At 52.5% G+C, this 23,118-nt stretch carries 25 protein-coding genes; 15 read left to right on the top strand and 10 right to left on the bottom strand.

Annotation, left to right across the window (positions count from 1 at the left end):
• Positions 1 to 45: 45 nt before the first annotated feature.
• A complete protein-coding gene (yjeM, locus tag AC07UY_RS20710; RefSeq protein ID WP_494661659.1) occupies positions 46 to 1,548 on the bottom strand; it encodes a glutamate/gamma-aminobutyrate family transporter YjeM in 1,503 nt (500 codons plus the stop codon).
• 207 nt (positions 1,549 to 1,755) lie between these two features.
• Complete coding sequence (gene epmA / locus AC07UY_RS20705) at positions 1,756 to 2,733, bottom strand: elongation factor P--(R)-beta-lysine ligase (protein ID WP_494661660.1); 978 nt, start codon at positions 2,731 to 2,733, stop codon at positions 1,756 to 1,758.
• A 322-nt stretch (positions 2,734 to 3,055) separates the two neighbouring features.
• Between epmA and frdA the strand changes: the two genes are divergently transcribed.
• From frdA to AC07UY_RS20675, 6 genes are all read left to right on the top strand, one after another.
• Positions 3,056 to 4,846 carry a fumarate reductase (quinol) flavoprotein subunit gene (gene frdA, locus AC07UY_RS20700; RefSeq protein ID WP_494661661.1) on the top strand — a complete coding sequence of 597 codons (1,791 nt, stop codon included), beginning with the start codon at positions 3,056 to 3,058 and terminating at the stop codon, positions 4,844 to 4,846.
• On the top strand, positions 4,839 to 5,573 hold the full coding sequence (gene frdB, locus AC07UY_RS20695; protein ID WP_203359186.1) for a fumarate reductase iron-sulfur protein: 735 nt from the start codon (positions 4,839 to 4,841) through the stop codon (positions 5,571 to 5,573). Before frdA ends, frdB begins: the two co-directional genes overlap by 8 nt.
• Before the next feature lie 10 nt (positions 5,574 to 5,583).
• Positions 5,584 to 5,979 (top strand): fumarate reductase subunit FrdC, encoded by a 396-nt coding sequence (gene frdC / locus AC07UY_RS20690; protein ID WP_203359187.1) that lies wholly within the window; start codon positions 5,584 to 5,586, stop codon positions 5,977 to 5,979.
• Between the two features lie 10 nt (positions 5,980 to 5,989).
• Positions 5,990 to 6,349, top strand: coding sequence for a fumarate reductase subunit FrdD (gene frdD, locus AC07UY_RS20685; protein WP_271445162.1), 360 nt, complete (start codon positions 5,990 to 5,992; stop codon positions 6,347 to 6,349).
• Between the two features lie 143 nt (positions 6,350 to 6,492).
• On the top strand, positions 6,493 to 7,638 hold the full coding sequence (ampC, locus tag AC07UY_RS20680) for a CMY2/MIR/ACT/EC family class C beta-lactamase (RefSeq protein ID WP_494701860.1): 1,146 nt from the start codon (positions 6,493 to 6,495) through the stop codon (positions 7,636 to 7,638).
• A 65-nt stretch (positions 7,639 to 7,703) separates the two neighbouring features.
• Positions 7,704 to 8,234 (top strand): lipocalin family protein, encoded by a 531-nt coding sequence (locus AC07UY_RS20675; protein WP_494661663.1) that lies wholly within the window; start codon positions 7,704 to 7,706, stop codon positions 8,232 to 8,234.
• Here the strand turns inward: AC07UY_RS20675 and sugE are convergent.
• A complete protein-coding gene (sugE, locus tag AC07UY_RS20670; protein WP_494661664.1) occupies positions 8,231 to 8,548 on the bottom strand; it encodes a quaternary ammonium compound efflux SMR transporter SugE in 318 nt (105 codons plus the stop codon). The two genes, AC07UY_RS20675 and sugE, sit on opposite strands and share 4 nt — an antisense overlap.
• A 255-nt stretch (positions 8,549 to 8,803) precedes the next feature.
• Between sugE and AC07UY_RS20665 the strand changes: the two genes are divergently transcribed.
• The gene (locus tag AC07UY_RS20665) at positions 8,804 to 9,397 is read left to right on the top strand and encodes a LuxR C-terminal-related transcriptional regulator (RefSeq protein WP_494661665.1); all 594 of its coding nucleotides are present in this window, start codon (positions 8,804 to 8,806) and stop codon (positions 9,395 to 9,397) included.
• Between the two features lie 41 nt (positions 9,398 to 9,438).
• On the opposite strand, the gene ecnB is transcribed toward AC07UY_RS20665, so the two are convergent.
• The 3 genes from ecnB to efp all read right to left on the bottom strand — a co-directional run bounded on the left by ecnB (position 9,439) and on the right by efp (position 10,453).
• A complete protein-coding gene (ecnB, locus tag AC07UY_RS20660) occupies positions 9,439 to 9,585 on the bottom strand; it encodes a lipoprotein toxin entericidin B (RefSeq protein WP_192610802.1) in 147 nt (48 codons plus the stop codon).
• Positions 9,586 to 9,690: 105 nt separating this feature from the next.
• On the bottom strand, positions 9,691 to 9,825 hold the full coding sequence (gene ecnA / locus AC07UY_RS20655; RefSeq protein ID WP_192610801.1) for a lipoprotein antitoxin entericidin A: 135 nt from the start codon (positions 9,823 to 9,825) through the stop codon (positions 9,691 to 9,693).
• A 61-nt stretch (positions 9,826 to 9,886) separates the two neighbouring features.
• On the bottom strand, positions 9,887 to 10,453 hold the full coding sequence (gene efp / locus AC07UY_RS20650) for an elongation factor P (RefSeq protein WP_203359193.1): 567 nt from the start codon (positions 10,451 to 10,453) through the stop codon (positions 9,887 to 9,889).
• Between the two features lie 40 nt (positions 10,454 to 10,493).
• Here efp and epmB point away from each other — a divergent pair, with 40 nt between their 5' ends.
• Positions 10,494 to 11,522, top strand: a complete 1,029-nt coding sequence (gene epmB, locus AC07UY_RS20645; RefSeq protein WP_494661666.1) for an EF-P beta-lysylation protein EpmB — start codon at positions 10,494 to 10,496, stop codon at positions 11,520 to 11,522.
• 136 nt (positions 11,523 to 11,658) lie between these two features.
• Complete coding sequence (gene yjeJ, locus AC07UY_RS20640) at positions 11,659 to 12,516, top strand: YjeJ family protein (protein WP_494701859.1); 858 nt, start codon at positions 11,659 to 11,661, stop codon at positions 12,514 to 12,516.
• 46 nt (positions 12,517 to 12,562) lie between these two features.
• On the opposite strand, the gene AC07UY_RS20635 is transcribed toward yjeJ, so the two are convergent.
• The 3 genes from AC07UY_RS20635 to AC07UY_RS20625 form a co-directional block, all read right to left on the bottom strand.
• Positions 12,563 to 12,916 (bottom strand): DUF4156 domain-containing protein, encoded by a 354-nt coding sequence (locus AC07UY_RS20635; RefSeq protein WP_203359196.1) that lies wholly within the window; start codon positions 12,914 to 12,916, stop codon positions 12,563 to 12,565.
• A 133-nt stretch (positions 12,917 to 13,049) separates the two neighbouring features.
• Entirely contained in the window at positions 13,050 to 14,693 is a 1,644-nt protein-coding gene (groL, locus tag AC07UY_RS20630; RefSeq protein WP_494701858.1) for a chaperonin GroEL, read from the bottom strand.
• Between the two features lie 43 nt (positions 14,694 to 14,736).
• A complete protein-coding gene (locus AC07UY_RS20625; RefSeq protein ID WP_203359198.1) occupies positions 14,737 to 15,030 on the bottom strand; it encodes a co-chaperone GroES in 294 nt (97 codons plus the stop codon).
• A 276-nt stretch (positions 15,031 to 15,306) separates the two neighbouring features.
• On the opposite strand from AC07UY_RS20625, the gene yjeH reads away from it, so the two are divergent.
• Positions 15,307 to 16,557, top strand: coding sequence for an L-methionine/branched-chain amino acid transporter (gene yjeH / locus AC07UY_RS20620; RefSeq protein ID WP_494661668.1), 1,251 nt, complete (start codon positions 15,307 to 15,309; stop codon positions 16,555 to 16,557).
• Positions 16,558 to 16,627: 70 nt separating this feature from the next.
• On the opposite strand, the gene AC07UY_RS20615 is transcribed toward yjeH, so the two are convergent.
• The gene (locus AC07UY_RS20615) at positions 16,628 to 17,104 is read right to left on the bottom strand and encodes an FxsA family protein (RefSeq protein WP_203359200.1); all 477 of its coding nucleotides are present in this window, start codon (positions 17,102 to 17,104) and stop codon (positions 16,628 to 16,630) included.
• A 338-nt stretch (positions 17,105 to 17,442) separates the two neighbouring features.
• On the opposite strand from AC07UY_RS20615, the gene aspA reads away from it, so the two are divergent.
• From aspA to AC07UY_RS20590, 5 genes are all read left to right on the top strand, one after another.
• Complete coding sequence (gene aspA, locus AC07UY_RS20610; RefSeq protein WP_203359201.1) at positions 17,443 to 18,879, top strand: aspartate ammonia-lyase; 1,437 nt, start codon at positions 17,443 to 17,445, stop codon at positions 18,877 to 18,879.
• Between the two features lie 114 nt (positions 18,880 to 18,993).
• Positions 18,994 to 20,295, top strand: a complete 1,302-nt coding sequence (gene dcuA / locus AC07UY_RS20605) for an anaerobic C4-dicarboxylate transporter DcuA (RefSeq protein WP_203359202.1) — start codon at positions 18,994 to 18,996, stop codon at positions 20,293 to 20,295.
• Between the two features lie 121 nt (positions 20,296 to 20,416).
• Entirely contained in the window at positions 20,417 to 20,764 is a 348-nt protein-coding gene (cutA, locus tag AC07UY_RS20600; protein ID WP_192610792.1) for a divalent cation tolerance protein CutA, read from the top strand.
• Positions 20,740 to 22,449 carry a protein-disulfide reductase DsbD gene (locus AC07UY_RS20595; protein ID WP_494701857.1) on the top strand — a complete coding sequence of 570 codons (1,710 nt, stop codon included), beginning with the start codon at positions 20,740 to 20,742 and terminating at the stop codon, positions 22,447 to 22,449. Before cutA ends, AC07UY_RS20595 begins: the two co-directional genes overlap by 25 nt.
• Positions 22,450 to 22,485: 36 nt before the next feature.
• Positions 22,486 to 23,061 carry a transcriptional regulator gene (locus tag AC07UY_RS20590; RefSeq protein ID WP_203359205.1) on the top strand — a complete coding sequence of 192 codons (576 nt, stop codon included), beginning with the start codon at positions 22,486 to 22,488 and terminating at the stop codon, positions 23,059 to 23,061.
• Positions 23,062 to 23,118 lie beyond the last annotated feature (57 nt).

Genomic DNA, 23,118 nt, shown 5'->3' with positions numbered 1-23,118 from the left:
GCGTTAACTATGCCGGGCGGCGCTAATGCTGGCCCGGCATCCCTATTACTCCGTCACCCACTGCGGCAATTTTTCCATCCGACGGGTGTAGTTCTGGTAAATTATCATCGCCAGTAACGAGAAGAACACCGGACCGCCTGTCATCCATAAGGCGCTATTCCAGTCCCCTGCTTCAATCACTGGCTGAATGATGGTGAACACATTGGCAAACGCCACCACCAGCACAACCGTCCCGGTTGCCAGTAGTGTAGAAACCTTCGTTTTGAAGATCACAAACGGTCGTTCCAGCCCCTCACGAAACTTGAAGAAGGGAAACGCCAGCGCGAGGAACAGATACGGCAGCGTCATCGATACGTTGGCCATCAGCGTCAGTTTGTTATAAAACGCCGACGCGGTATCGCCGCCAAAAGAGACCAGCAGAATAAACAGGCTGACCAACAGACACTGCGCCCACATCGCATTGGCGGGCATCCCTGTCGAATTCAATTTCGTGACGGACGCAGGCCACAGCGCTTTCGGCGTCCCCTGAATAATCGCTTTCAGCGGTGAATAACTCAATGTGAAGAAGGCGCCGGTATAGGCAAGAAACATCGAGAGCCCGGTAATGCGTGCAAACCAGACGCCCAGCGTCATCGCCGCCTCGGGTGAAAGATTCAGCGCATTGCCCAACGTCATCCCCAGGCTTTCCATCAGAATGTAAGTGATGTTGCCGAGGTTCACAGAACCATTACTTAATACCTGCTGCCAGTTCGTACTGGCACCCCACAAGAATATCGCCAGAGAATAGCCGATTGAAATCACAATGGCCGCAAAGATAATTCCTTTGGCAAAGTTTTTTTCCGGTTTTTCTGTTTTATCGACCAGACCACCAACGGCTTCAATACCGCCGTAAGCGAAAATAGCGAAAACAACAAACGACAACATTGCCAGACCGGACTGATATCCAGGATTCGGTGAGGCGACAAAATTAATATCTTGCGCAAAATGCCCACCATTTAATAACAAAATAGCGACACTCACCAACAGAAAAACTAAATTAAGGCACATCACGGCAATACCGCCTACTGCGGTAATACGCGCAATTTTGTTAATCCCTCTGGCGGCAATGCCCGTCACCAGAATCATCCATCCCACGGCGAGCAGCCCAACAACCTGTGTTGGTTCAAGCCCGGCAAACTGCCAGTGCTGCGTCATGTCTGCGCCAAACAAGAATGTCGAGAAAGGAACCCAAATTTTAGCTGCGGTACTCACCATCCAGATAATATAGGAGGAGAACCACATAAAGGTACCGATAAATGCGTAGCGTGGCCCAACGCTATTATTCATCCACGAGTATATTCCGCCCTCTTCTTTTCGATAAGCGGAACCCATCTCGGCCATCATTAATGCAAAGGGAATAAAGAATAAGAGTGCAGAAAAAATATACCACGGGATGGCGCTATACCCCATTAAATAAAAAGCGGAGGGGCTATTTGCGAAACCAAAAACTGACGTAAATATCATCAGAATGAGGCCAATCAGGCTCATTTTTTTTATTGTTTGGGGCATTAAAATCTTCCTCACCGGGGAGAACGTTTTTCAAACGTCGCTCACCCATTTGCGCTGCCCCCTGTAGAGGTCAGCAATACGTAAATCAAAACAGGATTAAGGCCGGAACAATAGCAGATATCCAGAACCAAATTGTGGCTATTAGAGGTAAAAATGAACGTAGAGGCTGCAAAGCGGCGATTTAACCGCCGCCTTGCAGAAAGGCCGTTATGCGCGGTCGACGGTGAAAGCAATCACGTCTGCAAGGCTTTCAGCCCCTAATGCCAGCATCACCAGACGATCCACACCCAACGCCACACCGGAGCAATCCGGCATACCCACTTTTAAGGCTTCGAGTAAGTGAGTGTCGATAGGCTGCTGCGGCAGGCCGCGCGCCGCGCGCTTACGGTTGTCTTGTTCAAAGCGTTGCTGCTGCTCGCGAGCGTCCGTCAACTCATGAAAACCATTCGCCAGCTCAATACCTTTGAAATACACCTCAAAACGTTCAGCCACGCGGTGATCTTCAGTGCTGATTTGCGCCAGAGATGCCTGACTTGCCGGGAAATGGTACACAAACGTGGGCTTATCTTTACCAATATGCGGCTCGACGCCCATGGCAAACAGCAGTTGCAGCAACGTGTCCCTGTCTTCTTCTGTATCCGCGATATTGCTTAAATCCAGTTTGGCCGCGACTTCACGCAACTGGGTTTTATCGGCTGACAGTGGGTCAATTTCGAGATGGCGTTGAAACGCCTGCTGGTAAGAGAGGCTTTCTGCGGGCTGGCAATCAAGCACCTGTTGCAGCAGGTCATCCACTTCATTCATCAGGCGGTACATATCGTAGTGAGGACGATACCACTCAAGCATGGTGAATTCCGGGTTATGGTGACGTCCCATCTCTTCATTACGAAAACTACGGCATAGCTGAAAGACCGGACCGCATCCCGCCACCAGCAGGCGTTTCATGTGGTATTCCGGGCTGGTCATCAGGTAGAGGTTCATCCCCTGCGAATGACCAGGTCCAACGAAACGCGTCTCAAACGGGAACAAATGAATGTCTGTTACCGTCGCCTGACTCATGCAAGGCGTCTCAACCTCAAGCACTCCGCGATCGGCAAAGAAACGACGAATTTCCGTCATAATTGCCGCACGTTTCAACAGATTGGGGATGGACGCGCTCGGCTGCCAGGTGGCCGTTTCGCTCATGGTTCTTTCTCCGATATATGACAAGGGCACGAAGTCTACTCGTAACCTGTCAGGGAGACAAATTTAGTGCGGGAGCGCCTTATGTGGAATCGAGGGTTAAAAAACTGAAGATGGGTGCTTTAGTAATTAAATTAATCAGAATCAATGATAATTAGCGCCACTGATACGCTAAAAAAATCGAACACGTCAAATTTCCCTTCTATACCTGCGACTATACTACTGTACCTATAAAGGAGCAGTGGAATCGCATTCGCCATCCGCATATATCAGAGACTAAACTGACTGCGTGGTGGGCGAAATAACAACAATCTGGAGGAATGTCGTGCAAACCTTTCAAGCCGATCTTGCCATTATAGGCGCCGGTGGCGCGGGATTACGTGCTGCAATTGCTGCCGCACAAGCAAATCCCAACGCTAAAATCGCACTGATCTCAAAAGTGTACCCAATGCGCAGCCATACCGTTGCTGCCGAAGGTGGCTCTGCTGCTGTCGCGCAGGATCATGACAGCTTTGACTACCATTTTCACGATACGGTAGCGGGCGGAGACTGGCTGTGTGAGCAGGATGTCGTGGACTACTTTGTTCACCACTGCCCAACTGAAATGACGCAACTGGAGCAATGGGGTTGCCCGTGGAGCCGCCGTGAAGACGGAAGCGTCAACGTACGTCGCTTCGGCGGGATGAAAATTGAGCGTACCTGGTTCGCCGCGGATAAAACCGGCTTCCATATGCTCCACACCCTGTTCCAGACTTCCCTGCAGTTCCCACAAATTCAGCGTTTTGACGAACACTTCGTTCTGGACATCCTGGTAGACGACGGCCATGCCCGTGGTCTGGTCGCGATGAACATGATGGAAGGCACGCTGATGCAAATCCGTGCTAACGCGGTGGTGATGGCAACGGGCGGCGCTGGCCGTGTATACCGTTACAACACCAACGGCGGCATCGTAACCGGTGACGGTATGGGCATGGCGCTGAGCCACGGCGTTCCGCTGCGTGATATGGAGTTCGTTCAGTATCACCCGACCGGTTTGCCAGGCTCTGGTATCCTGATGACCGAAGGTTGCCGTGGTGAAGGCGGTATTCTGGTCAACAAAAACGGCTACCGTTATCTGCAAGACTACGGCATGGGTCCGGAAACCCCGCTGGGTGAGCCGAAGAACAAATACATGGAACTGGGTCCGCGCGACAAAGTTTCTCAGGCGTTCTGGCACGAATGGCGTAAAGGCAACACCATCTCCACTCCGCGTGGCGATGTGGTTCACCTCGACCTGCGTCACCTCGGCGAGAAAAAACTGCTCGAACGTTTACCGTTCATCTGCGAACTGGCAAAAGCCTATGTCGGCGTCGATCCGGTTAAAGAGCCAATTCCGGTTCGTCCGACCGCGCACTACACCATGGGTGGTATCGAAACCGATCAAAACTGCGAAAGCCGCATCAAAGGTCTGTTTGCCGTTGGCGAATGTTCCTCTGTGGGTCTGCATGGCGCCAACCGTCTGGGCTCTAACTCCCTGGCTGAACTGGTGGTCTTTGGCCGTCTGGCTGGTGAGCAAGCGATGGAACGTGCCTCTACGGCAGGTACCGCCAACAGCGCCGCGCTCGATGCGCAGGTTGCAGGCGTTGAACAGCGTCTGAAAGATCTGGTGAACCAGGAAGGTAACGAAAACTGGTCGAAGATCCGTGATGAAATGGGTCTGTCCATGGAAGAAGGTTGCGGTATCTACCGTACACCAGAACTCATGCAGAAAACGGTTGATAAGTTGGCTGAACTGCAGGAACGCTTCAAGCGCGTGCGTATTACCGACACCTCCAGCGTCTTCAATACCGACCTGCTGTACACCATCGAACTGGGCCACGGTCTGAATGTTGCTGAATGTATGGCGCACTCCGCTCTGGCGCGTAAAGAATCGCGCGGCGCGCATCAGCGTCTGGACGAAGGTTGCACCGAGCGTGACGACGTCAACTTCCTCAAACACACCCTCGCCTTCCGCGATGCTGATGGCACCACACGCCTGGACTACAGCGACGTGAAAATCACCACTCTGCCGCCAGCGAAACGTGTATATGGTGGCGAAGCGGAAGCAGCCGATAAGAAGGAGAAGGCGAATGGCTGAGATGAAAAACCTGAAAGTTGAGGTGGTGCGCTATAACCCGGAAGTGGATACCGCACCGCACAGTGCTTTCTATGATGTACCTTATGATGAAACAACGTCGCTGCTGGATGCGCTGGGCTACATCAAAGATAACCTGGCGCCAGATCTGAGCTACCGCTGGTCTTGCCGTATGGCGATCTGTGGCTCTTGCGGCATGATGGTCAACAACGTACCAAAACTGGCGTGCAAAACCTTCCTGCGTGAATACACCAACGGCATGAAGGTTGAAGCGCTGGGCAACTTCCCGATTGAGCGCGATCTGGTCGTCGACATGACGCACTTTATCGAAAGCCTGGAAGCCATCAAACCGTACATCATCGGTAACCCGCGCACACCGGATCAGGGTCCTAATACCCAGACTCCGGCGCAAATGGCGAAGTATCACCAGTTCTCAGGTTGCATCAACTGTGGTCTGTGTTACGCCGCGTGCCCGCAGTTCGGACTGAACCCTGAGTTCATCGGTCCGGCGGCGATTACGCTGGCGCATCGTTACAACGAAGATAGCCGTGACCACGGTAAGAAAGAGCGTATGGCTCAGTTGAATAGCCCGAACGGCGTTTGGTCCTGTACTTTCGTGGGCTACTGCTCCGAAGTTTGTCCGAAACACGTCGATCCGGCTGCGGCCATCCAGCAGGGTAAAGTAGAAAGTTCGAAAGACTTTCTTATCGCGACCCTGAAACCACGCTAAGGAGTGCAACATGACGACTAAACGCAAAGCCTATGTGCGGCCAATGACGTCCACCTGGTGGAAAAAGCTGCCGTTTTATCGCTTTTACATGCTGCGCGAAGGCACAGCAGTGCCGGCAGTCTGGTTCAGCATTGAACTGATTTTCGGCCTGTTTGCCCTCAAACACGGCGCAGAATCCTGGATGGGATTCGTTGGTTTTCTGCAAAATCCAGTGGTGGTGATCCTCAACCTGATCGCCCTGGCTGCAGCCTTGCTGCATACCAAGACCTGGTTTGAGCTGGCGCCTAAAGCTGCCAATATCATCGTAAAAGACGAAAAAATGGGGCCAGAGCCGATCATCAAAGGTCTCTGGGCGGTTACTGCAGTTGCGACTGTAGTTATTCTGTATGTTGCCCTGTACTGGTAAGGAGTCCGGGATGATTAATCCAAATCCAAAACGCTCTGACGAACCCGTATTCTGGGGACTGTTTGGTGCAGGTGGTATGTGGGGCGCGATCATTGCGCCGGTCATGGTTCTGCTGGTCGGCATTATGCTGCCACTGGGACTCTTCCCGGGCGATGCCCTGAGCTACGAACGTGTACTGGCCTTTGCACAAAGCTTTATTGGCCGCGCGTTCATGTTCCTGATGATCGTTCTGCCGCTGTGGTGTGGTTTACACCGTATGCACCACGCAATGCATGACCTGAAAATCCACGTGCCGGCTGGCAAGTGGGTGTTTTACGGTCTGGCTGCTATTCTGACCGTTGTGACACTGATTGCTATCGTCACGCTCTAATTAGCACCATCGTTATTCCGGCCCGCCACTGGCGGGCCGTTTTATTTCTACCGTCTCTTCTCCCTGCCATCATCGCAAATAGTGTAACCTACTGCCGCACTCTTCCCGGACATCCCCAGGGTCCTCTGTTACGGAAATACGCCATGATGAACAAAATCCTCTGCAGTGTGTTACTCCTTACTGCCTCCAGTTCAGTGCTTGCCACACCGCACACTGAGCAACACATCGCTGATGTTGTAAACCGCACCATTGCACCATTAATGAAAGAGCAGGCGATTCCGGGCATGGCCGTTGCGGTGATTTACCAGGGCAAGCCGAGGTACTTTACCTGGGGTAATGCCGACATCGCCAAAAACCGGCCCGTCACCCCACAAACCCTGTTTGAACTCGGTTCGGTGAGTAAAACATTCACCGGCGTGCTGGCGGGCGATGCTGTCGCTCGCGGTGAAATAAAACTCAGCGATCCGGCAACAAAATATTGGCCTGCGCTGAACGGTAAACAGTGGCAAGGCATCAGCCTGCTACATCTGGCAACCTATACCGCAGGGGGCTTACCGCTTCAGGTGCCGGATAGCGTGACGGATGAAGCCTCACTGCTTCACTACTATCAAACCTGGCTGCCGGAGTGGGCACCGGGCAACAAACGTCTGTATGCCAATGCCAGCATCGGCTTGTTTGGCGCGCTGGCGGTTAAACCTTCCGGAATGAGTTACGAAGAAGCGATAACCACGCGCGTCTTCAAACCGCTAAAACTCGCACACACCTGGATTACCGTCCCCACGTCAGAACAGAAAGATTACGCCTGGGGTTATCGCGAGGGTAAGCCAGTCCATGTTTCACCCGGTCCGCTGGATGCAGAGGCGTATGGTGTTAAATCCAGCATTGAAGATATGGCAAGCTGGGTGCTGGCCAACATGGACGCCTCCCACATTCAGGACAAAACGCTGCAGCAAGGCGTGGCGTTAGCCCAGTCGCGCTATTGGCGTATTGGCGAGATGTATCAGGGGTTAGGCTGGGAAATGCTGAACTGGCCGGTAGAGGGCGAAACCGTCATCAAGGGTAGCGATAATAAGATCGCGCTGGCAGCGCTGACAGCCGTGGAAATTAACCCGCCCGCGCCTGCAGTCAAATCCTCCTGGGTACATAAGACGGGGTCTACCGGCGGCTTTGGCAGTTACGTTGCTTTTATTCCAGAGAAAAACCTCGGTATCGTGATGCTGGCGAATAAAAGCTATCCTAATCCGGCACGTGTCGCGGCCGCCTACCGGATTCTGGCGTCTCTGCAGTAACTGTTGCTGCCCACCGTTTCCTTGCTGTCATCTACACTTAACAGAAAACCAGCAAGGAAACTCCCATGCGTATCCTGCCTGTTATCACCGCAGTGACAGCCGCGTTTTTAGTGGTTGCTTGCAGCTCACCCACGCCGCCGAAGGGTGTTACAGTCGTCAATAACTTTGATGTGAAACGCTATCTCGGCACCTGGTATGAAATTGCACGCTTTGATCATCGCTTCGAAAGAGGACTGGAAAAAGTCACCGCCACTTACAGCCTTCGCGATGACGGCGGCCTTAATGTGACCAACAAGGGCTACAATCCGGATCGGGAAATGTGGCAAAAAACGGAAGGAAAGGCCTGGTTTACTGGCGATCCCAGTCGGGCCGCGCTGAAAGTCTCGTTTTTTGGTCCGTTCTATGGCGGTTACAACGTCATCGCGCTTGACAGAGAATACCAGCACGCGCTGGTGTGCGGCCCGGATCGCGACTATTTGTGGATACTCGCGCGCACGCCGACCATCTCTGACGAAATGAAGCAGCAAATACTCGCCGTCGCGACCCGGGAAGGGTTTGATGTCAGTAAGTTAATCTGGGTGAAACAACCCCATTAATGGGTGCTGAGCTTCAGACCAATAATTCCCGCAACGATCAGCGTCAGGCTGGCCAGACGCATCGGGCTGGCGGACTCACCCAGTAAGATAATCCCGGTGATGGCCGCACCAACGGCGCCGATACCGGTCCAGATAGCATACGCAGTCCCAACGGGTAGGGTTTTCATTGCCCAGGAGAGCATCGCAATACTGACAACCATGGCGACGATGGTAATGACGCTCGGCGTCAGGCGGGTAAATCCGTGGGTATATTTGAGGCCAATCGCCCAGACAACTTCGAGCAGGCCAGCAATGAATAAAACGATCCAGGACATTTTAGGCTCCAGAGAGATGGGGCCGTCCCCGGTGAAAGATACGTTTGCAGGTCGTCCCACAAGCCGATGAATGAAAGGGTATTTTTGCCCGACAAAAAGTGAATTTCAATCTTTTTATTTCAGATCGCCTAAAAGCCTGAATTGGGTGCAATAAGCAACGCAGTTCCGGCATTTAGTACTCATCGGACGTCTCTATGATGAAACGCTTTCTGAAGTCAGGAAGCCTTTGGCCTCATTTTTGAATGCGATAATTTTATGTTGAAAATATTAGTGATTGACCGATGCCACTTTACCCGCACGGGGATAGAGGCCTGGCTTAATCATTCTGGTTTGTTTAATGGTTCGTTCCTGGTGTCAGGGTTAAATAATCTCTTGCTGGCAAAAGAACATATTCTGCAGTGGAAGCCTCATTTGATAATCGCTGATTTATATAGCTTTCTTAACGATTCTCATCCATTTCAGTCGATTGACCCCTTCTTTATGGCCTGCGGGATGGCGCCGCTGATCTTGCTGCAATCAGGCGGCGAATACCGAGCTTCAGCGTTCAGCGCGCGATATTCTGTCCATACCGTGTTATCAAAAAAAGCCACGCTGTATGCGCTCTCAAAAACGATTCACGCGGCGTTACGCGTGAGGCCGCTTTTAGACACGCCCAAAACGGCGACATCACTGCTGACGCCACAGGAAGAGAAAGTGTTAACGATGTGGATGGAAGGCGTGGGAAATAACGCGATTGCCAGTGCGCTCGGGATTCATGGCAAAACGGTATACACCTACAAACGCAACATTCGCATGAAACTGCACATGGATAATCGCTATTCGCCGTTTTTATCATTGCCAGAACGGTAAGATTAACGGCACGACACGCACAGCGGTCGTACCGTTCATGATTAATCCTGAGCTTTTGCCGCAGCCCCCGAGATAGCCTGGCCACCCTCGGAAATATCCTGACCAACGCCGCGCGTCGTATTACAGGCGGTTAATACAGAGGAAAGTACCAGAACAGAAAAGATTGCTGCAATTGTCTTCTTAACCATAGCGTCTTCCTTTTTAGCCAATGTTGTACGTATAGCTACTTAATAATAGACAACATCCCGTAACTTGACGGGAAACAGACTGTTTTTCAGACGAAGCGAAAAGACTTAGCTGGCAGCGTGGGAGATGGAATTGCCGAGATGTTTGATATCTTCGCCAAAGCCACGTGCGGTATTGCACCCTGTCAACAAGGTTGCGGTCAGTAAGACGAGTGTTACAAGACTGAGAAGACGTTTCATCATTCCTGCCCTGGAAAAATGTATGGCGCAGCAAACGCTGCACCATGAGATCAAGTAAGGCGTATTACTTCACGCGGGATACGTATTCACCAGAACGGGTATCCACTTTGATCACTTCGCCGATCTGAACGAACAGCGGAACTTTAACCACTGCGCCAGTAGACAGCGTTGCCGGTTTGCCGCCAGTACCTGCGGTATCACCTTTCAGGCCAGGGTCAGTTTCAATGATTTCCAGTTCAACAAAGTTCGGCGGGGTCACGGAGATAGGCTGGCCGTTCCACAGGGTCACGATGCACTCAGCCTGATCCAGCAGCCACTTGGCGCTGTCGCCTACCGCTTTCTCGTCAGCAGCCAGCTGTTCGAAAGTGGAGTTATTCATGAAATGGTAGAACTCACCGTCGTTGTACAGGTAAGTCAGGTTCATATCTACAACGTCTGCGCCTTCTGCAGAGTCGGTTGATTTGAAGGTTTTCTCTACGCGAGTACCGGTCAGCAGACGACGCAGCTTAACGCGGGCAAAAGCCTGGCCTTTGCCCGGTTTTACGAATTCACTGGCTTCAACCGCATAAGGTTCGCCGTCCATCATGATTTTAAGACCGGCACGAAAATCGTTGCTATAGTAAGTCGCCATAAGGCCCTCTGAAATTGTTAATTGGTAGCTTAGCCACAAAATGGCGCATATTGTAACCCTAAACACCCCATCCAGAGAAGATTGGTTAGTGCAACTTGCAGATGTTATAACCGATCCGGATGAACTGTTGCGTCTTTTAAATGTAGACGCTGATGAAAACTTGCTTGCAGGTCGCGAGGCAAAGCGTCTTTTTGCCTTGCGGGTTCCCCGTGCTTTTGTGGCGCGGATGGAAAAAGGCAATCCTGATGACCCGCTTTTACGCCAGGTACTCACTTCGCACGACGAGTTTGTCGCAGCACCGGGTTTTTCAACCGATCCGCTGGAAGAACAGCACAGCGTGGTACCAGGATTACTGCACAAATACCGTAACCGGGCGCTATTGCTGGTGAAAGGCGGCTGTGCGGTAAACTGTCGCTATTGTTTTCGCCGTCACTTCCCGTATGCGGAAAACCAGGGCAATAAGCGAAACTGGCAGGTGGCTCTTGATTACATCGCTGCGCATTCAGAGCTGGATGAAATCATCTTCTCCGGCGGCGATCCGCTGATGGCCAAAGACCACGAACTGGACTGGCTACTCACGCAACTAGAAGCGATACCGCACATTAAGCGTCTGCGTATTCATAGCCGTTTGCCGATCGTGATCCCCGCGCGGATTACAGAAGGACTCGTCGCCCGCTTTGCACAATCCACCCTGCAAATTTTGCTGGTGAACCATATCAACCATGCGCAGGAGATTGGCGACGATTTCCGCCAGGCGATGCGTAAGCTAAAAATGGCAGGCGTCACGCTGCTGAATCAGAGCGTGCTGCTGCGCGATATCAACGATAACGCGCAAACGCTGGCGAATCTCAGCAACGCGCTGTTTGATGCGGGCGTGATGCCCTACTACCTGCACGTGCTGGATAAGGTTCAGGGCGCGGCCCATTTTCTGGTCAGCGACGATGAAGCCCGCGCCATTATGCGTGAGCTGCTAACGCTGGTTTCCGGTTATATGGTGCCGAAACTGGCGCGGGAAATTGGCGGCGAACCGAGTAAAACGCCACTGGATTTGCAGTTAAGGCAGCGATAACTCCTCTCTTTTGACCCTGCGCGAAGCGCTTCGCGCAGGTTTCAAGTCCGGATACCGACTCTCACGAAACAAAGCCGGGTGTTATTTTAGCCCCCAATTATTTCGGGCAGAACAAACCTATCCAGAGAGAACCATCATGGCCTTAACACTCACCGGCATTAACACCGGCGTCATTCGAAACGGCAATCAGTTCCAGGCGCTGGCGCTTAACCTCAAGCATGAGCAGAACGAAACCTCGCTGATTTTTATTCCGGCGCTACAACTGCGCGATCTTTATCTCTGCTTCGAGCATCGTCTGCATTTGCAAAGCCTGCGGAATGCCAAAGAGAAAACGGCGTTCAAAAAAAGCCAGGATAGCGCCACGCAAGCGATGCTCAACAATATTCCGCCACTGACCCAAAAACAGCTGCTGGAAGCCGATATCCGCCTGCGGGTCGAGAAACTAGAGCCCCGCGCCAGCCACGCAGAAGGATTTCAGTTGGCGTTTTCACTGCAGGGCGGCCATTCACTGCTCCTCCAGCTTGAAGACGCGCAGATTGCGCTCGTCATCAGCGCCATTTCTCACGCCATTAATAACGCCGGCATGCATAAGTTATCGCTAAGGATCTCCTCACTGCTGGATTTTCTGCCCATGTACGATGCCGATATTAAAAGCAACGGTGAAATGGAGTATGACAACTACCCCCATCCGGCGTGGAAATTAGCGCTGTTCACGCATTATCTGGCACTGGTTTACCACTATACCGACAGCAATGGACAAGATTGCGCATGCGGCACCATCGTGAAATCCCGTATTCGGGGGGAAATGAAAGAGACCGAGGCAATAGCCCGGCGTTTACTGGCGTTCAGCCCGCGACTGAAAAAGCTGGAAGGAAAACCTTGTCGTATTACCGTGGCGACTATCGCATCCGGCGCGGGTCACTTTCCGCGAGAACGTTGCCTGAAAGCACTGCATCAGCTTTATCAGTCAACATTGGCCGCAACGGCAGAATAACAAAACGCCCTCAGGTTTCCGGAGGGCGCTTTCAATACTGAATAAATCAGTTCGGGCACTTATAAACCTGACCGTTCATTTCGCTGGCGGTCGGAACAAAGCTGGATAACATGCCCTGAGATGGGCTGCTCACGCCATAAATCACGTTGCCACCCATTGCTGCCGCCTGATTACGCAGGTCGTTCGCGGCGCCACGCATTGAGCCGCCCTCTTCGCCATGCTGACCAGAAAGCCAGTTACTTTGCTTACCGGTCGCCGTGCCAACCAACTGGCACTCAGCACCAGGCTTGTCTTCTACGAAGCGTACGCTTTGGCCGGCAGCGCTCAGTTCGTTGCTGGAGCTACAACCCGCCATCAGTAGCGCGGCACCGACGATCCCTGCTAAATATTTCACGTGCATGTTATTCCCCGTAATCAATGAGCTGGACGTAGATCGTCCGTGTGAGAATCTTATACTAAAAACATGACGAAAAGAAAAACCCCCGGGCATTTCTGCCCAGGGGTTTCTTGATGCTATGGGGTATAGCGCACGATTACATCATGCCGCCCATACCACCCATGCCGCCCATACCACCAGCAGCGCCTAAGTCAGCATCGCCTTTCGGCAGATCGGTAACCATGCACTCGGTGGTGATCATCAGACCAGCAACAGAAGCTGCGTACTGCAGAGCAGAACGGGTCACTTTGGTTGGATCCAGGATACCCATGTCGATCATGTTGCCGTATTCTTCAGTTGCAGCGTTGTAACCGTAGTTACCGTCGCCCGCTTTCACGGTGTTAGCCACAACAGACGGTTCTTCACCGCAGTTCAGCACGATCTGACGCAGCGGGGATTCCATTGCGCGCAGCGCAACTTTGATACCCACGTTCTGGTCTTCGTTCTGACCACGCAGATCGCCCAGTTTGGAGGCTACGCGAATCAGCGCAACACCACCACCAGCAACCACGCCTTCTTCTACTGCAGCACGGGTCGCGTGCAGAGCATCTTCAACGCGTGCTTTCTTCTCTTTCATTTCAACTTCGGTAGCTGCACCGACTTTGATAACGGCAACGCCGCCTGCCAGTTTCGCTACGCGCTCCTGCAGTTTTTCACGATCGTAGTCGGACGTTGCTTCTTCGATCTGCTGGCGAATCTGAGTCACACGACCCTGGATTGCGTCTTCGTCACCCACGCCATCAATGATGGTGGTGGTGTCTTTGTTGATCACAACGCGTTTTGCCTGACCCAGATCTTCCAGGGTCGCTTTTTCCAGTTCCATACCGATCTCTTCAGAGATTACGGTACCACCGGTCAGAGTAGCGATGTCCTGCAGCATTGCTTTACGACGGTCACCGAAGCCAGGTGCTTTAACAGCAGCCACTTTCACGATGCCGCGCATGGTGTTAACGACCAGCGTTGCCAGTGCTTCGCCTTCAACATCTTCAGCGATGATCAGCAGCGGTTTGCCTGCTTTAGCAACGGCTTCCAGAACCGGCAGCATTTCGCGGATGTTGGAGATTTTCTTGTCAGCCAGCAGGATGAACGGGCTTTCCAGTTCTACTGCGCCAGTTTCCGGCTTGTTGATGAAGTAAGGAGACAGGTAGCCGCGGTCAAACTGCATACCTTCAACCACGTCCAGTTCGTCCTGCAGACCGGTACCGTCTTCAACGGTGATCACGCCTTCTTTACCGACTTTGTCCATCGCTTCTGCGATCAGTTTACCTACGGTTTCGTCGGAGTTAGCGGAGATAGTACCAACCTGAGCGATAGCTTTAGAGTCAGAGCACGGTACAGACAGTGCTTTCAGCTCTTCAACCGCAGCAGCGACAGCTTTGTCGATACCACGTTTCAGATCCATCGGGTTCATGCCCGCAGCAACAGCTTTCAGGCCTTCAGTGATGATGGACTGAGCCAGTACGGTCGCGGTGGTGGTACCGTCGCCTGCAGCGTCGTTCGCTTTAGAGGCAACTTCTTTCACCATCTGCGCGCCCATGTTTTCGAACTTGTCTTCCAGTTCGATTTCACGTGCTACGGAAACACCATCTTTAGTGATGGTCGGTGCACCGAAAGATTTATCCAGAACCACGTTACGGCCTTTCGGACCGAGGGTAACTTTCACTGCATCTGCCAGTACGTTTACGCCGCGCAGCATTTTCACACGAGCGTCGTTACCGAATTTTACGTCTTTAGCTGCCATTATCTCTTTTCCTTAAATTCGTATGTTCAGTGTCGTTCGCGGATTACGCTTCAACAATTGCCAGAATGTCGCTTTCGGACATGATCAGCACTTCTTGGTTGTCGATCTTCTCGGACTTCACGCCGTAGCCATCGTTGAAAATAACGATGTCGCCGACTTTCACGTCCAGCGGCTGCACACTACCGTTTTCCAGGATGCGGCCCTTACCGACAGCGATGATTTCGCCACGAGTTGATTTACCTGCTGCAGAACCGGTCAGAACGATGCCGCCAGCTGATTTGGATTCAACTTCTTTACGTTTGACGATCACACGATCATGTAACGGACGAATACTCATTGATAGCTCTCCTTTGAGAAAGTCTTTATCAGTTATGGGTGACGCCGGCCCGTAAACGGATTTCCCGGCTAGTGACCAGAGAGATGGGGATGGGGTTATACCCCTTCAAGGGGGAAACTAAAAAAAAATTCTTATCAGGAGAAAATCCGGTCAAAACACCAACCCACCTCACATTTCGCACCAATTTCAGGGCCGCCGTCATCAGCAAATCTGATTGTGATACCATCGAAAATCTACGCAGTTGCCTGAATTTTAGGCGTAACCGGATAACGTTTCATGAGCGGACTAAAACAAGAGCTGGGACTGGCTCAGGGGATTGGCCTGTTATCGACATCATTATTAGGCACCGGTGTCTTTGCCGTTCCTGCACTGGCCGCACTTGTCGCGGGGAATAACAGCTTGTGGGCGTGGCCGATACTCATCGTGTTAGTTTTTCCGGTGGCCATCGTGTTTGCGATACTTGGCCGCCATTACCCCAGCGCCGGAGGCGTGGCGCATTTTGTTGGCATGGCGTTTGGGAATCATATGGAACGGGTGACCGGCTGGCTGTTTTTGTCGGTCATTCCCGTCGGTTTACCCGCCGCGCTCCATATTGCCGCAGGTTTTGGCCAGGCGATGTTTGGCTGGCACGGCGGGCAGTTGCTGCTGGCGGAACTGGGAACGCTTGTCCTGGTGTGGTACCTCGGTTCTCGCGGCGCCAGCTCAAGCGCGAACCTGCAAACCATCATCGCGGGTCTGATTGTGGCGCTGATTGTCGCCATCTGGTGGGCTGGCAAACTGCAACCCGCTGAAATCCCCTTCCCGGCGCCAGGCGATATCGACATGTCGGGACTGTTCTCTGCGCTGTCGGTGATGTTCTGGTGTTTTGTCGGCCTTGAAGCCTTCGCACACCTGGCGTCTGAATTCAAAAATCCTGAGCGCGACTTTCCGCGCGCCCTGATGATTGGCCTGGTGCTGGCGGGTTCAGTTTACTGGGCATGTACGGTGGTGGTGCTGCATTTTGGCGCCTACGGCGAGCAGATGGCGGCGGCGGCTTCGCTGCCTGAAATTGTCGTGCAGTTGTTTGGCGTCCAGGCGTTGTGGGTCGCCTGCGTTATTGGCTATCTGGCCTGTTTTGCCAGTCTGAACATTTATATTCAAAGTTTTGCCCGCCTGGTCTGGTCGCAAGCGCGAGACAAACCTGACCACTATCTGGCGCGCCTCTCCTCCCGCCAGATCCCGCACAATGCGCTGAATGCCGTCCTGGTATGTTGCGTTATCAGTACGTTATGTATTTATGCGCTCGACATCAACCTTGATGCGCTGATTGTCTACGCTAATGGCATCTTTATCATGATCTATCTGCTGTGCATGCTGGCAGGGTGTCGTTTACTGAAGGGACGCTATCGCGCGCTGGCGGTCATTGGCGGTTTGCTGTGCCTGCTTTTACTGGCGATGGTCGGCTGGAAAAGCCTGTACGCCATTATTATGCTGGCGGCGCTATGGCTGTTTTTGCCCAGGCGAAAACAGCCTGAAAGCCATTTATAGGCCGGATAAGCGCTGCGCCATCCGGCCTGGATGCCCGGTGGCGCTATACTTACCGGAACTACTACACTATTTAATCGCGGCGATCGTCTTTATGATCGATGCGATCGCGCTCCTCGTCCTTGCGCTGAAACTCGCCGTCAAACGTGTCGCCACCGCCGGTTCCGGCGCTAAAACCGCCGCCTGGCATCCGGGAGAAACGCAGGTGCGGCAGCAGTTTCATCGTCAGATGTTTCTGTACCGGCGGTAATAAAAGAAGAAGACCGAGGAAATCGGTGAAGAAACCCGGCAGGACCAGCAACAGACCGGCAATGATCAGCGACACGCTCTTGATCATCTCCGCAGCCGGGCTTTCTCCCGCTGCCATTTTCTGCTGCATCAGCAAAAAGTTTTTAAATCCTTGATTGCGCACCAGCGACATACCGACGATCGAAGAGAAGATCACCAGAATCAACGTCATCAGTACGCCCAGAACCTGGGAGACCTGGATAAAAATAGAAATCTCAATGTAAACATAGAGAAAGATGGCAATAAGTGGTATCCAGCGCAAAGGGTTCTCCTGTAGGTAACCGCTGTTTCAGCACGTCTGTTTGAATGATTGTGCAATTTGCATCCAACTTATATTGAGGTGCTTAGCAAAATTTCAAGCCATTTTTGGATATATTTATGGGAGTAATCCAAAAGGGGTGATCTATCTCACAAAATAATAAATAAGGAGTAATTAGCCACACTTAAAGTGATCCAGATTACGGTAGAAATCCTGAAGCAGCATATCATCTCGGACATCAGACCGATGTAGGGGATAATCGTCGGTCAGGAAACATTCGAAACCACATATATCCTGTGTGTTTAATGTAATTTTTTGGCAGCTTGAAAAAGAAGGTTCACATGTTAAACAACATTCGTATCGAAGAAGATTTGTTGGGTACCAGGGAAGTTCCAGCGGAAGCCTACTACGGTGTTCACACTCTGAGAGCGATTGAAAACTTCTACATTAGCAATAACAAAATCAGTGATATTCCTGAATTTGTTCGCGGTATGGTAATGGTGAAAAAGGCAGCGGCCCTGGCCAACAAAGAGCTGCAAACTATTCCTAAGAGTGTGGCAAATGCCATCATTGCCGCCTGTGATGAAGTTCTGAACAACGGCAAATGCATGGACCAGTTCCCGGTAGACGTTTACCAGGGCGGTGCAGGCACCTCCGTAAACATGAATACCAACGAAGTGCTGGCCAATATTGGGCTGGAACTGATGGGTCACCAGAAAGGTGAGTATCAGTACCTGAACCCGAACGACCACGTTAACAAATGTCAGTCCACCAACGACGCTTACCCGACCGGTTTCCGTATCGCGGTATACGCATCCCTCGTTAAACTGATTGATGCTATCAACCAGCTGCGCGAAGGCTTTGAGCGTAAAGCAGAAGAATTCCAGGGTATCCTGAAAATGGGTCGTACCCAGCTGCAAGATGCTGTGCCGATGACTCTGGGTCAGGAATTCCGTGCTTTCAGCGTACTGCTGAAAGAAGAAGTGAAAAACATTGGACATACCGCAGAACTGTTGCTGGAAGTTAACCTCGGCGCAACGGCAATCGGTACAGGTCTGAATACTCCTAAAGAGTACTCTCCATTAGCGGTACAGAAACTGGCTGAAGTCACTGGCTTTGCCTGTGTACCAGCTGAAGACCTGATTGAAGCGACCTCTGACTGCGGCGCTTATGTTATGGTACACAGCGCACTGAAACGTCTGGCTGTGAAGATGTCCAAAATCTGTAACGACCTGCGTTTGCTCTCTTCTGGCCCACGTGCCGGTCTGAACGAGATCAACCTGCCGGAACTGCAGGCGGGTTCTTCTATCATGCCAGCTAAAGTGAACCCGGTTATTCCAGAAGTCGTTAACCAGGTATGCTTTAAAGTTATTGGTAACGACATCACCGTGACCATGGCGTCTGAAGCAGGTCAGCTGCAGCTGAACGTAATGGAGCCGGTTATTGGTCAGGCAATGTTTGAATCTATCCATATCCTGAGCAACGCCTGCTACAACCTGCTGGAAAAATGCATTGACGGTATCACTGCTAATAAAGAAGTCTGTGAAGCATTCGTTTACAACTCAATCGGTATCGTCACTTACCTCAACCCGTTCATCGGCCACCACAACGGCGACATCGTTGGTAAAATCTGTGCTGAAACCGGTAAGAGTGTACGTGAAGTCGTACTGGAGCGCGGTCTGTTGACTGAAGCTGAGCTGGACGATATTTTCTCTGCACAGAACCTGATGCACCCTGCTTACAAAGCAAAACGCTATACTGATGAAAGCGAACAGTAATTGTACAGGGTAGTACCACAAGAGGCACGTCTGATGACGTGCCTTTTTTCTTATTAGAAGTTACTTAAAAACAACAATTTAATATCAACTTGTTAAACAACAAGGAAGGCTAATATGATAGTTGTAGAACTTATCATCGTTTTGCTGGCAATCTTTTTGGGCGCCAGACTTGGGGGCATTGGTATAGGATTTGCAGGTGGGCTTGGCGTTTTGGTTCTTGCAGCCATAGGCGTTAAGCCCGGTAATATCCCGTTCGATGTTATTTCCATCATCATGGCGGTTATCGCTGCCATCTCTGCCATGCAGGTCGCAGGCGGTCTGGACTATCTGGTTCACCAGACAGAAAAACTGCTGCGTAAAAACCCGAAATACATCACGATCCTCGCTCCGATTGTGACTTATTTCCTGACTATCTTTGCAGGTACAGGCAACATCTCTCTGGCAACTCTGCCAGTTATCGCTGAAGTGGCGAAGGAACAAGGGATCAAACCTTGCCGTCCGCTCTCCACTGCGGTGGTTTCTGCACAGATCGCCATTACCGCGTCGCCAATCTCTGCGGCGGTGGTCTACATGTCTTCCGTCATGGAAGGTCATGGCATCAGCTACATTCACCTGCTGTCCGTGGTCATTCCGTCCACCCTGCTGGCGGTGCTGGTGATGTCCTTCCTGGTCACCATGCTGTTTAACTCTAAACTTTCTGACGATCCGGTATACCGTAAACGTCTGGAAGAAGGTTTGGTTGAGCTGCGCGGCGAGCGTCAGGTTGAGATCAAGTCCGGTGCGAAATCATCCGTTTGGTTGTTCCTGCTGGGCGTAGTCTGTGTTGTGGCTTATGCCATCATCAACAGCCCGAGCCTTGGCCTGGTCGCTAAACCGCTGATGAACACCACCAACGCAATTCTGATCATCATGCTGAGCGTCGCGACGCTGACCACCATTATCTGCCGCGTTGAGACTGATTCCATCCTGAACTCCAGCACCTTCAAAGCAGGGATGAGCGCCTGTATTTGTATCCTGGGCGTGGCATGGCTGGGCGACACCTTCGTTTCTGCCAACATCGACTGGATCAAAGAGACTGCTGGTAGCGTAATTCAGGGTCATCCGTGGTTGCTGGCGGTGATCTTCTTCTTTGCTTCTGCACTGCTGTACTCTCAGGCTGCAACGGCTAAGGCACTGATGCCGATGGCGCTGGCGCTGAACGTTTCTCCGCTGACTGCTGTGGCTTCTTTCGCAGCTGTTTCCGGTCTGTTCATTCTGCCGACCTACCCGACGCTGGTTGCGGCGGTTCAGATGGATGACACCGGTACAACCCGTATCGGTAAGTTAGTCTTTAACCATCCGTTCTTCATCCCAGGTACGCTGGGCGTTGTGCTTGCTGTTTGCTTCGGCTTCCTGCTGGGCAGCTTCATGCTGTAAGTGTTACCCGCGGGGCGTTCATACGCCCCGCACTCCTTTCCCCGCTTTGACTAACATCCTTCCCTCGTCCGTTGTATAGTGACCACTCTCTTGCTGGTCATTCTGTCCTTTCGAGGTGTTTATGCTTGATGTTAACAGTCAGGATATGTCCATCCCCGATGCCGTTGTGGTGCTCTGTACTGCGCCGGATGAAGCAACAGCCCAGGACCTGGCAGCCAAAGTGCTGGCAGAAAAGCTGGCGGCATGCGCCACGCTTATCCCGGGAGCCACTTCCCTGTATTACTGGGAAGGGAAACTGGAACAGGAATACGAAGTGCAGATGATCTTCAAATCCTCGGTTTTGCACCAGCAAGCGCTTCTTGACTGCCTGAAGTCTCACCACCCCTATCAAACACCCGAACTTCTGGTTTTACCCGTTACTCACGGAGACAATGATTACCTCTCATGGCTCAACGCATCCTTACGCTGATCCTGCTGCTGTGCAGCACATCCGTCTTCGCCGGATTATTTGACGCGCCTGGTCGCTCGCAATTTGTGCCTGCCGACCAGGCATTTAGCTTTGATTTTCAGCAGAATCAGCATGACCTTAATCTCTCCTGGCAGGTGAAGGAAGGTTATTACCTTTATCGCAAGCAAATCACTATCACGCCGTCTCAGGCAGAGATTGCCGCGGTACAGCTTCCGGCTGGCGTCTGGCACGAAGACGAATTTTATGGCAAAAGCGAAATCTACCGCCAGCGGTTGACGATTCCGGTGACGGTCAACCAGGCAGCGTCTGGCGCGACATTAACTGTCGTCTATCAGGGATGCGCTGACGCCGGTTTCTGCTACCCGCCAGAGACCAAAACCGTGCCGCTGAGCCAGGTGCTTGCCAGTGCGGATGTGCAACCGGCGACGCCCTCTTCAGCAACGCAACCAGAAAACGCACCGCAACCAGACAGCCAACTGCCCTTTTCCGCATTGTGGGCATTGCTGATAGGGATTGGCATTGCGTTTACGCCATGCGTTCTGCCGATGTACCCGCTCATTTCCGGTATCGTGCTGGGCGGCAAACAGCGCCTCTCAACCGGACGCGCCCTGCTGCTGACCTTTATCTACGTTCAAGGGATGGCGCTGACCTACACCGCGCTTGGCCTGGTTGTCGCGGCTGCCGGATTACAGTTTCAGGCCGCGTTGCAGCATCCTTACGTCTTAATCGGCCTGGCGGTGATGTTTACCCTGCTGGCGCTGTCGATGTTTGGCCTGTTTACACTACAGCTCCCCTCTTCGCTGCAAACGCGCCTCACGCTGATGAGTAATCGTCAGCAGGGTGGATCGCCTGGCGGTGTGTTTGCGATGGGGGCGATTGCCGGGCTGATCTGCTCGCCGTGCACCACTGCGCCGTTAAGCGCTATTTTGCTGTATATCGCCCAGAGCGGAGACATGTGGTTCGGTGGCGGTACGCTCTATCTCTACGCGCTGGGAATGGGGTTACCGCTGATTCTGGTCACCGTCTTCGGCAACCGCCTGCTGCCAAAAAGCGGCCCGTGGATGGAACATGTCAAAACGGCCTTTGGGTTTGTCATCCTCGCGCTACCCGTGTTTTTGCTCGAGCGAATCATCGGTGACGAATGGGGCCTGCGTCTGTGGGCGCTACTGGGCGTTGCCTTCTTTGGCTGGGCATTTATCACCAGTCTGCAGGCAAAACGGCGCTGGATGCGCATGGTACAGATTATCCTGCTGGCCGCAGCGCTGGTCAGCGTGCGTCCGTTGCAGGACTGGGCGTTCGGTAACGCAACGGCGCAAACGCAGGCGCATCTGAACTTTACGCCTGTCGCCTCAGTCGATGACTTAACGCAGGCGCTGGCGCGCGCCAAAGGCAAACCCGTGATGCTGGATCTGTATGCCGACTGGTGCGTCGCCTGTAAAAAGTTCGAGAAATATACCTTCAGCGATCCGCAGGTACAGCAGGCATTAGGTGATACCGTGCTGTTACAGGCCAATGTCACCGCCAACAACGCGCAGGATGTGGCCTTACTGAAGCATCTCCATGTGCTGGGATTGCCCACAATTTTATTCTTTGACGCGCAGGGGAATGAACACCCACCAGCGCGGGTAACGGGCTTTATGGATGCGGCGACCTTTAGCGCACATTTGCGCGATCGGCAACCGTGAGCGACACTTGCAAAAGGAAAAACAGAGGAAATTACCGTGCAACGTGAAGATGTCCTGGGAGAAGCCCTAAAATTACTTGAGACTCAAGGGATAGCAACGACCACGCTGGAGATGGTCGCCGAAAGCGTTGATTATCCGCTCGACGAACTGCAACGTTTTTGGCCGGATAAAGAGGCGATTCTCTATGATGCGTTACGTCATCTGAGTCATCAGATAGAGACCTGGCGCCGTCAGCTTATACTGGATGAAACACTGAGTGCAGAGCAAAAGCTCCTGGCGCGCTACAGCGCCTTGTCAGAATGTATGATTAATCACCGCTATCCAGGCTGCCTGTTTATCGCCGCCTGCACGTTTTATCCTGATCCCTCCCATCCCATTCACCAACTGGCGGATCAACAAAAACGGGCGGCGCACGATTTTACCCACGAGTTGCTGACCACGCTGGAAATTGACGACCCGGCCATGGTCGCCCGGCAGATGGAGCTGGTGCTGGAGGGGTGTCTCAGCCGTATGCTGGTGAACCGCAGCCAGGCCGATGTCGATACTGCGCATCGCCTGGCGGAAGATATCCTGCGGTTTGCTCAGTGCCGTAAGTCGGGCGCGCTGACCTGATCCACCTATCGCTCCCCTTCTGATGCGCAGATAATTTCAGCAATACTGATACATAAA

Source organism: Citrobacter sp. GW821-FHT02E08 (assembly GCF_059421685.1).
This window is presented reverse-complemented; position numbering and strand designations above follow the sequence as displayed.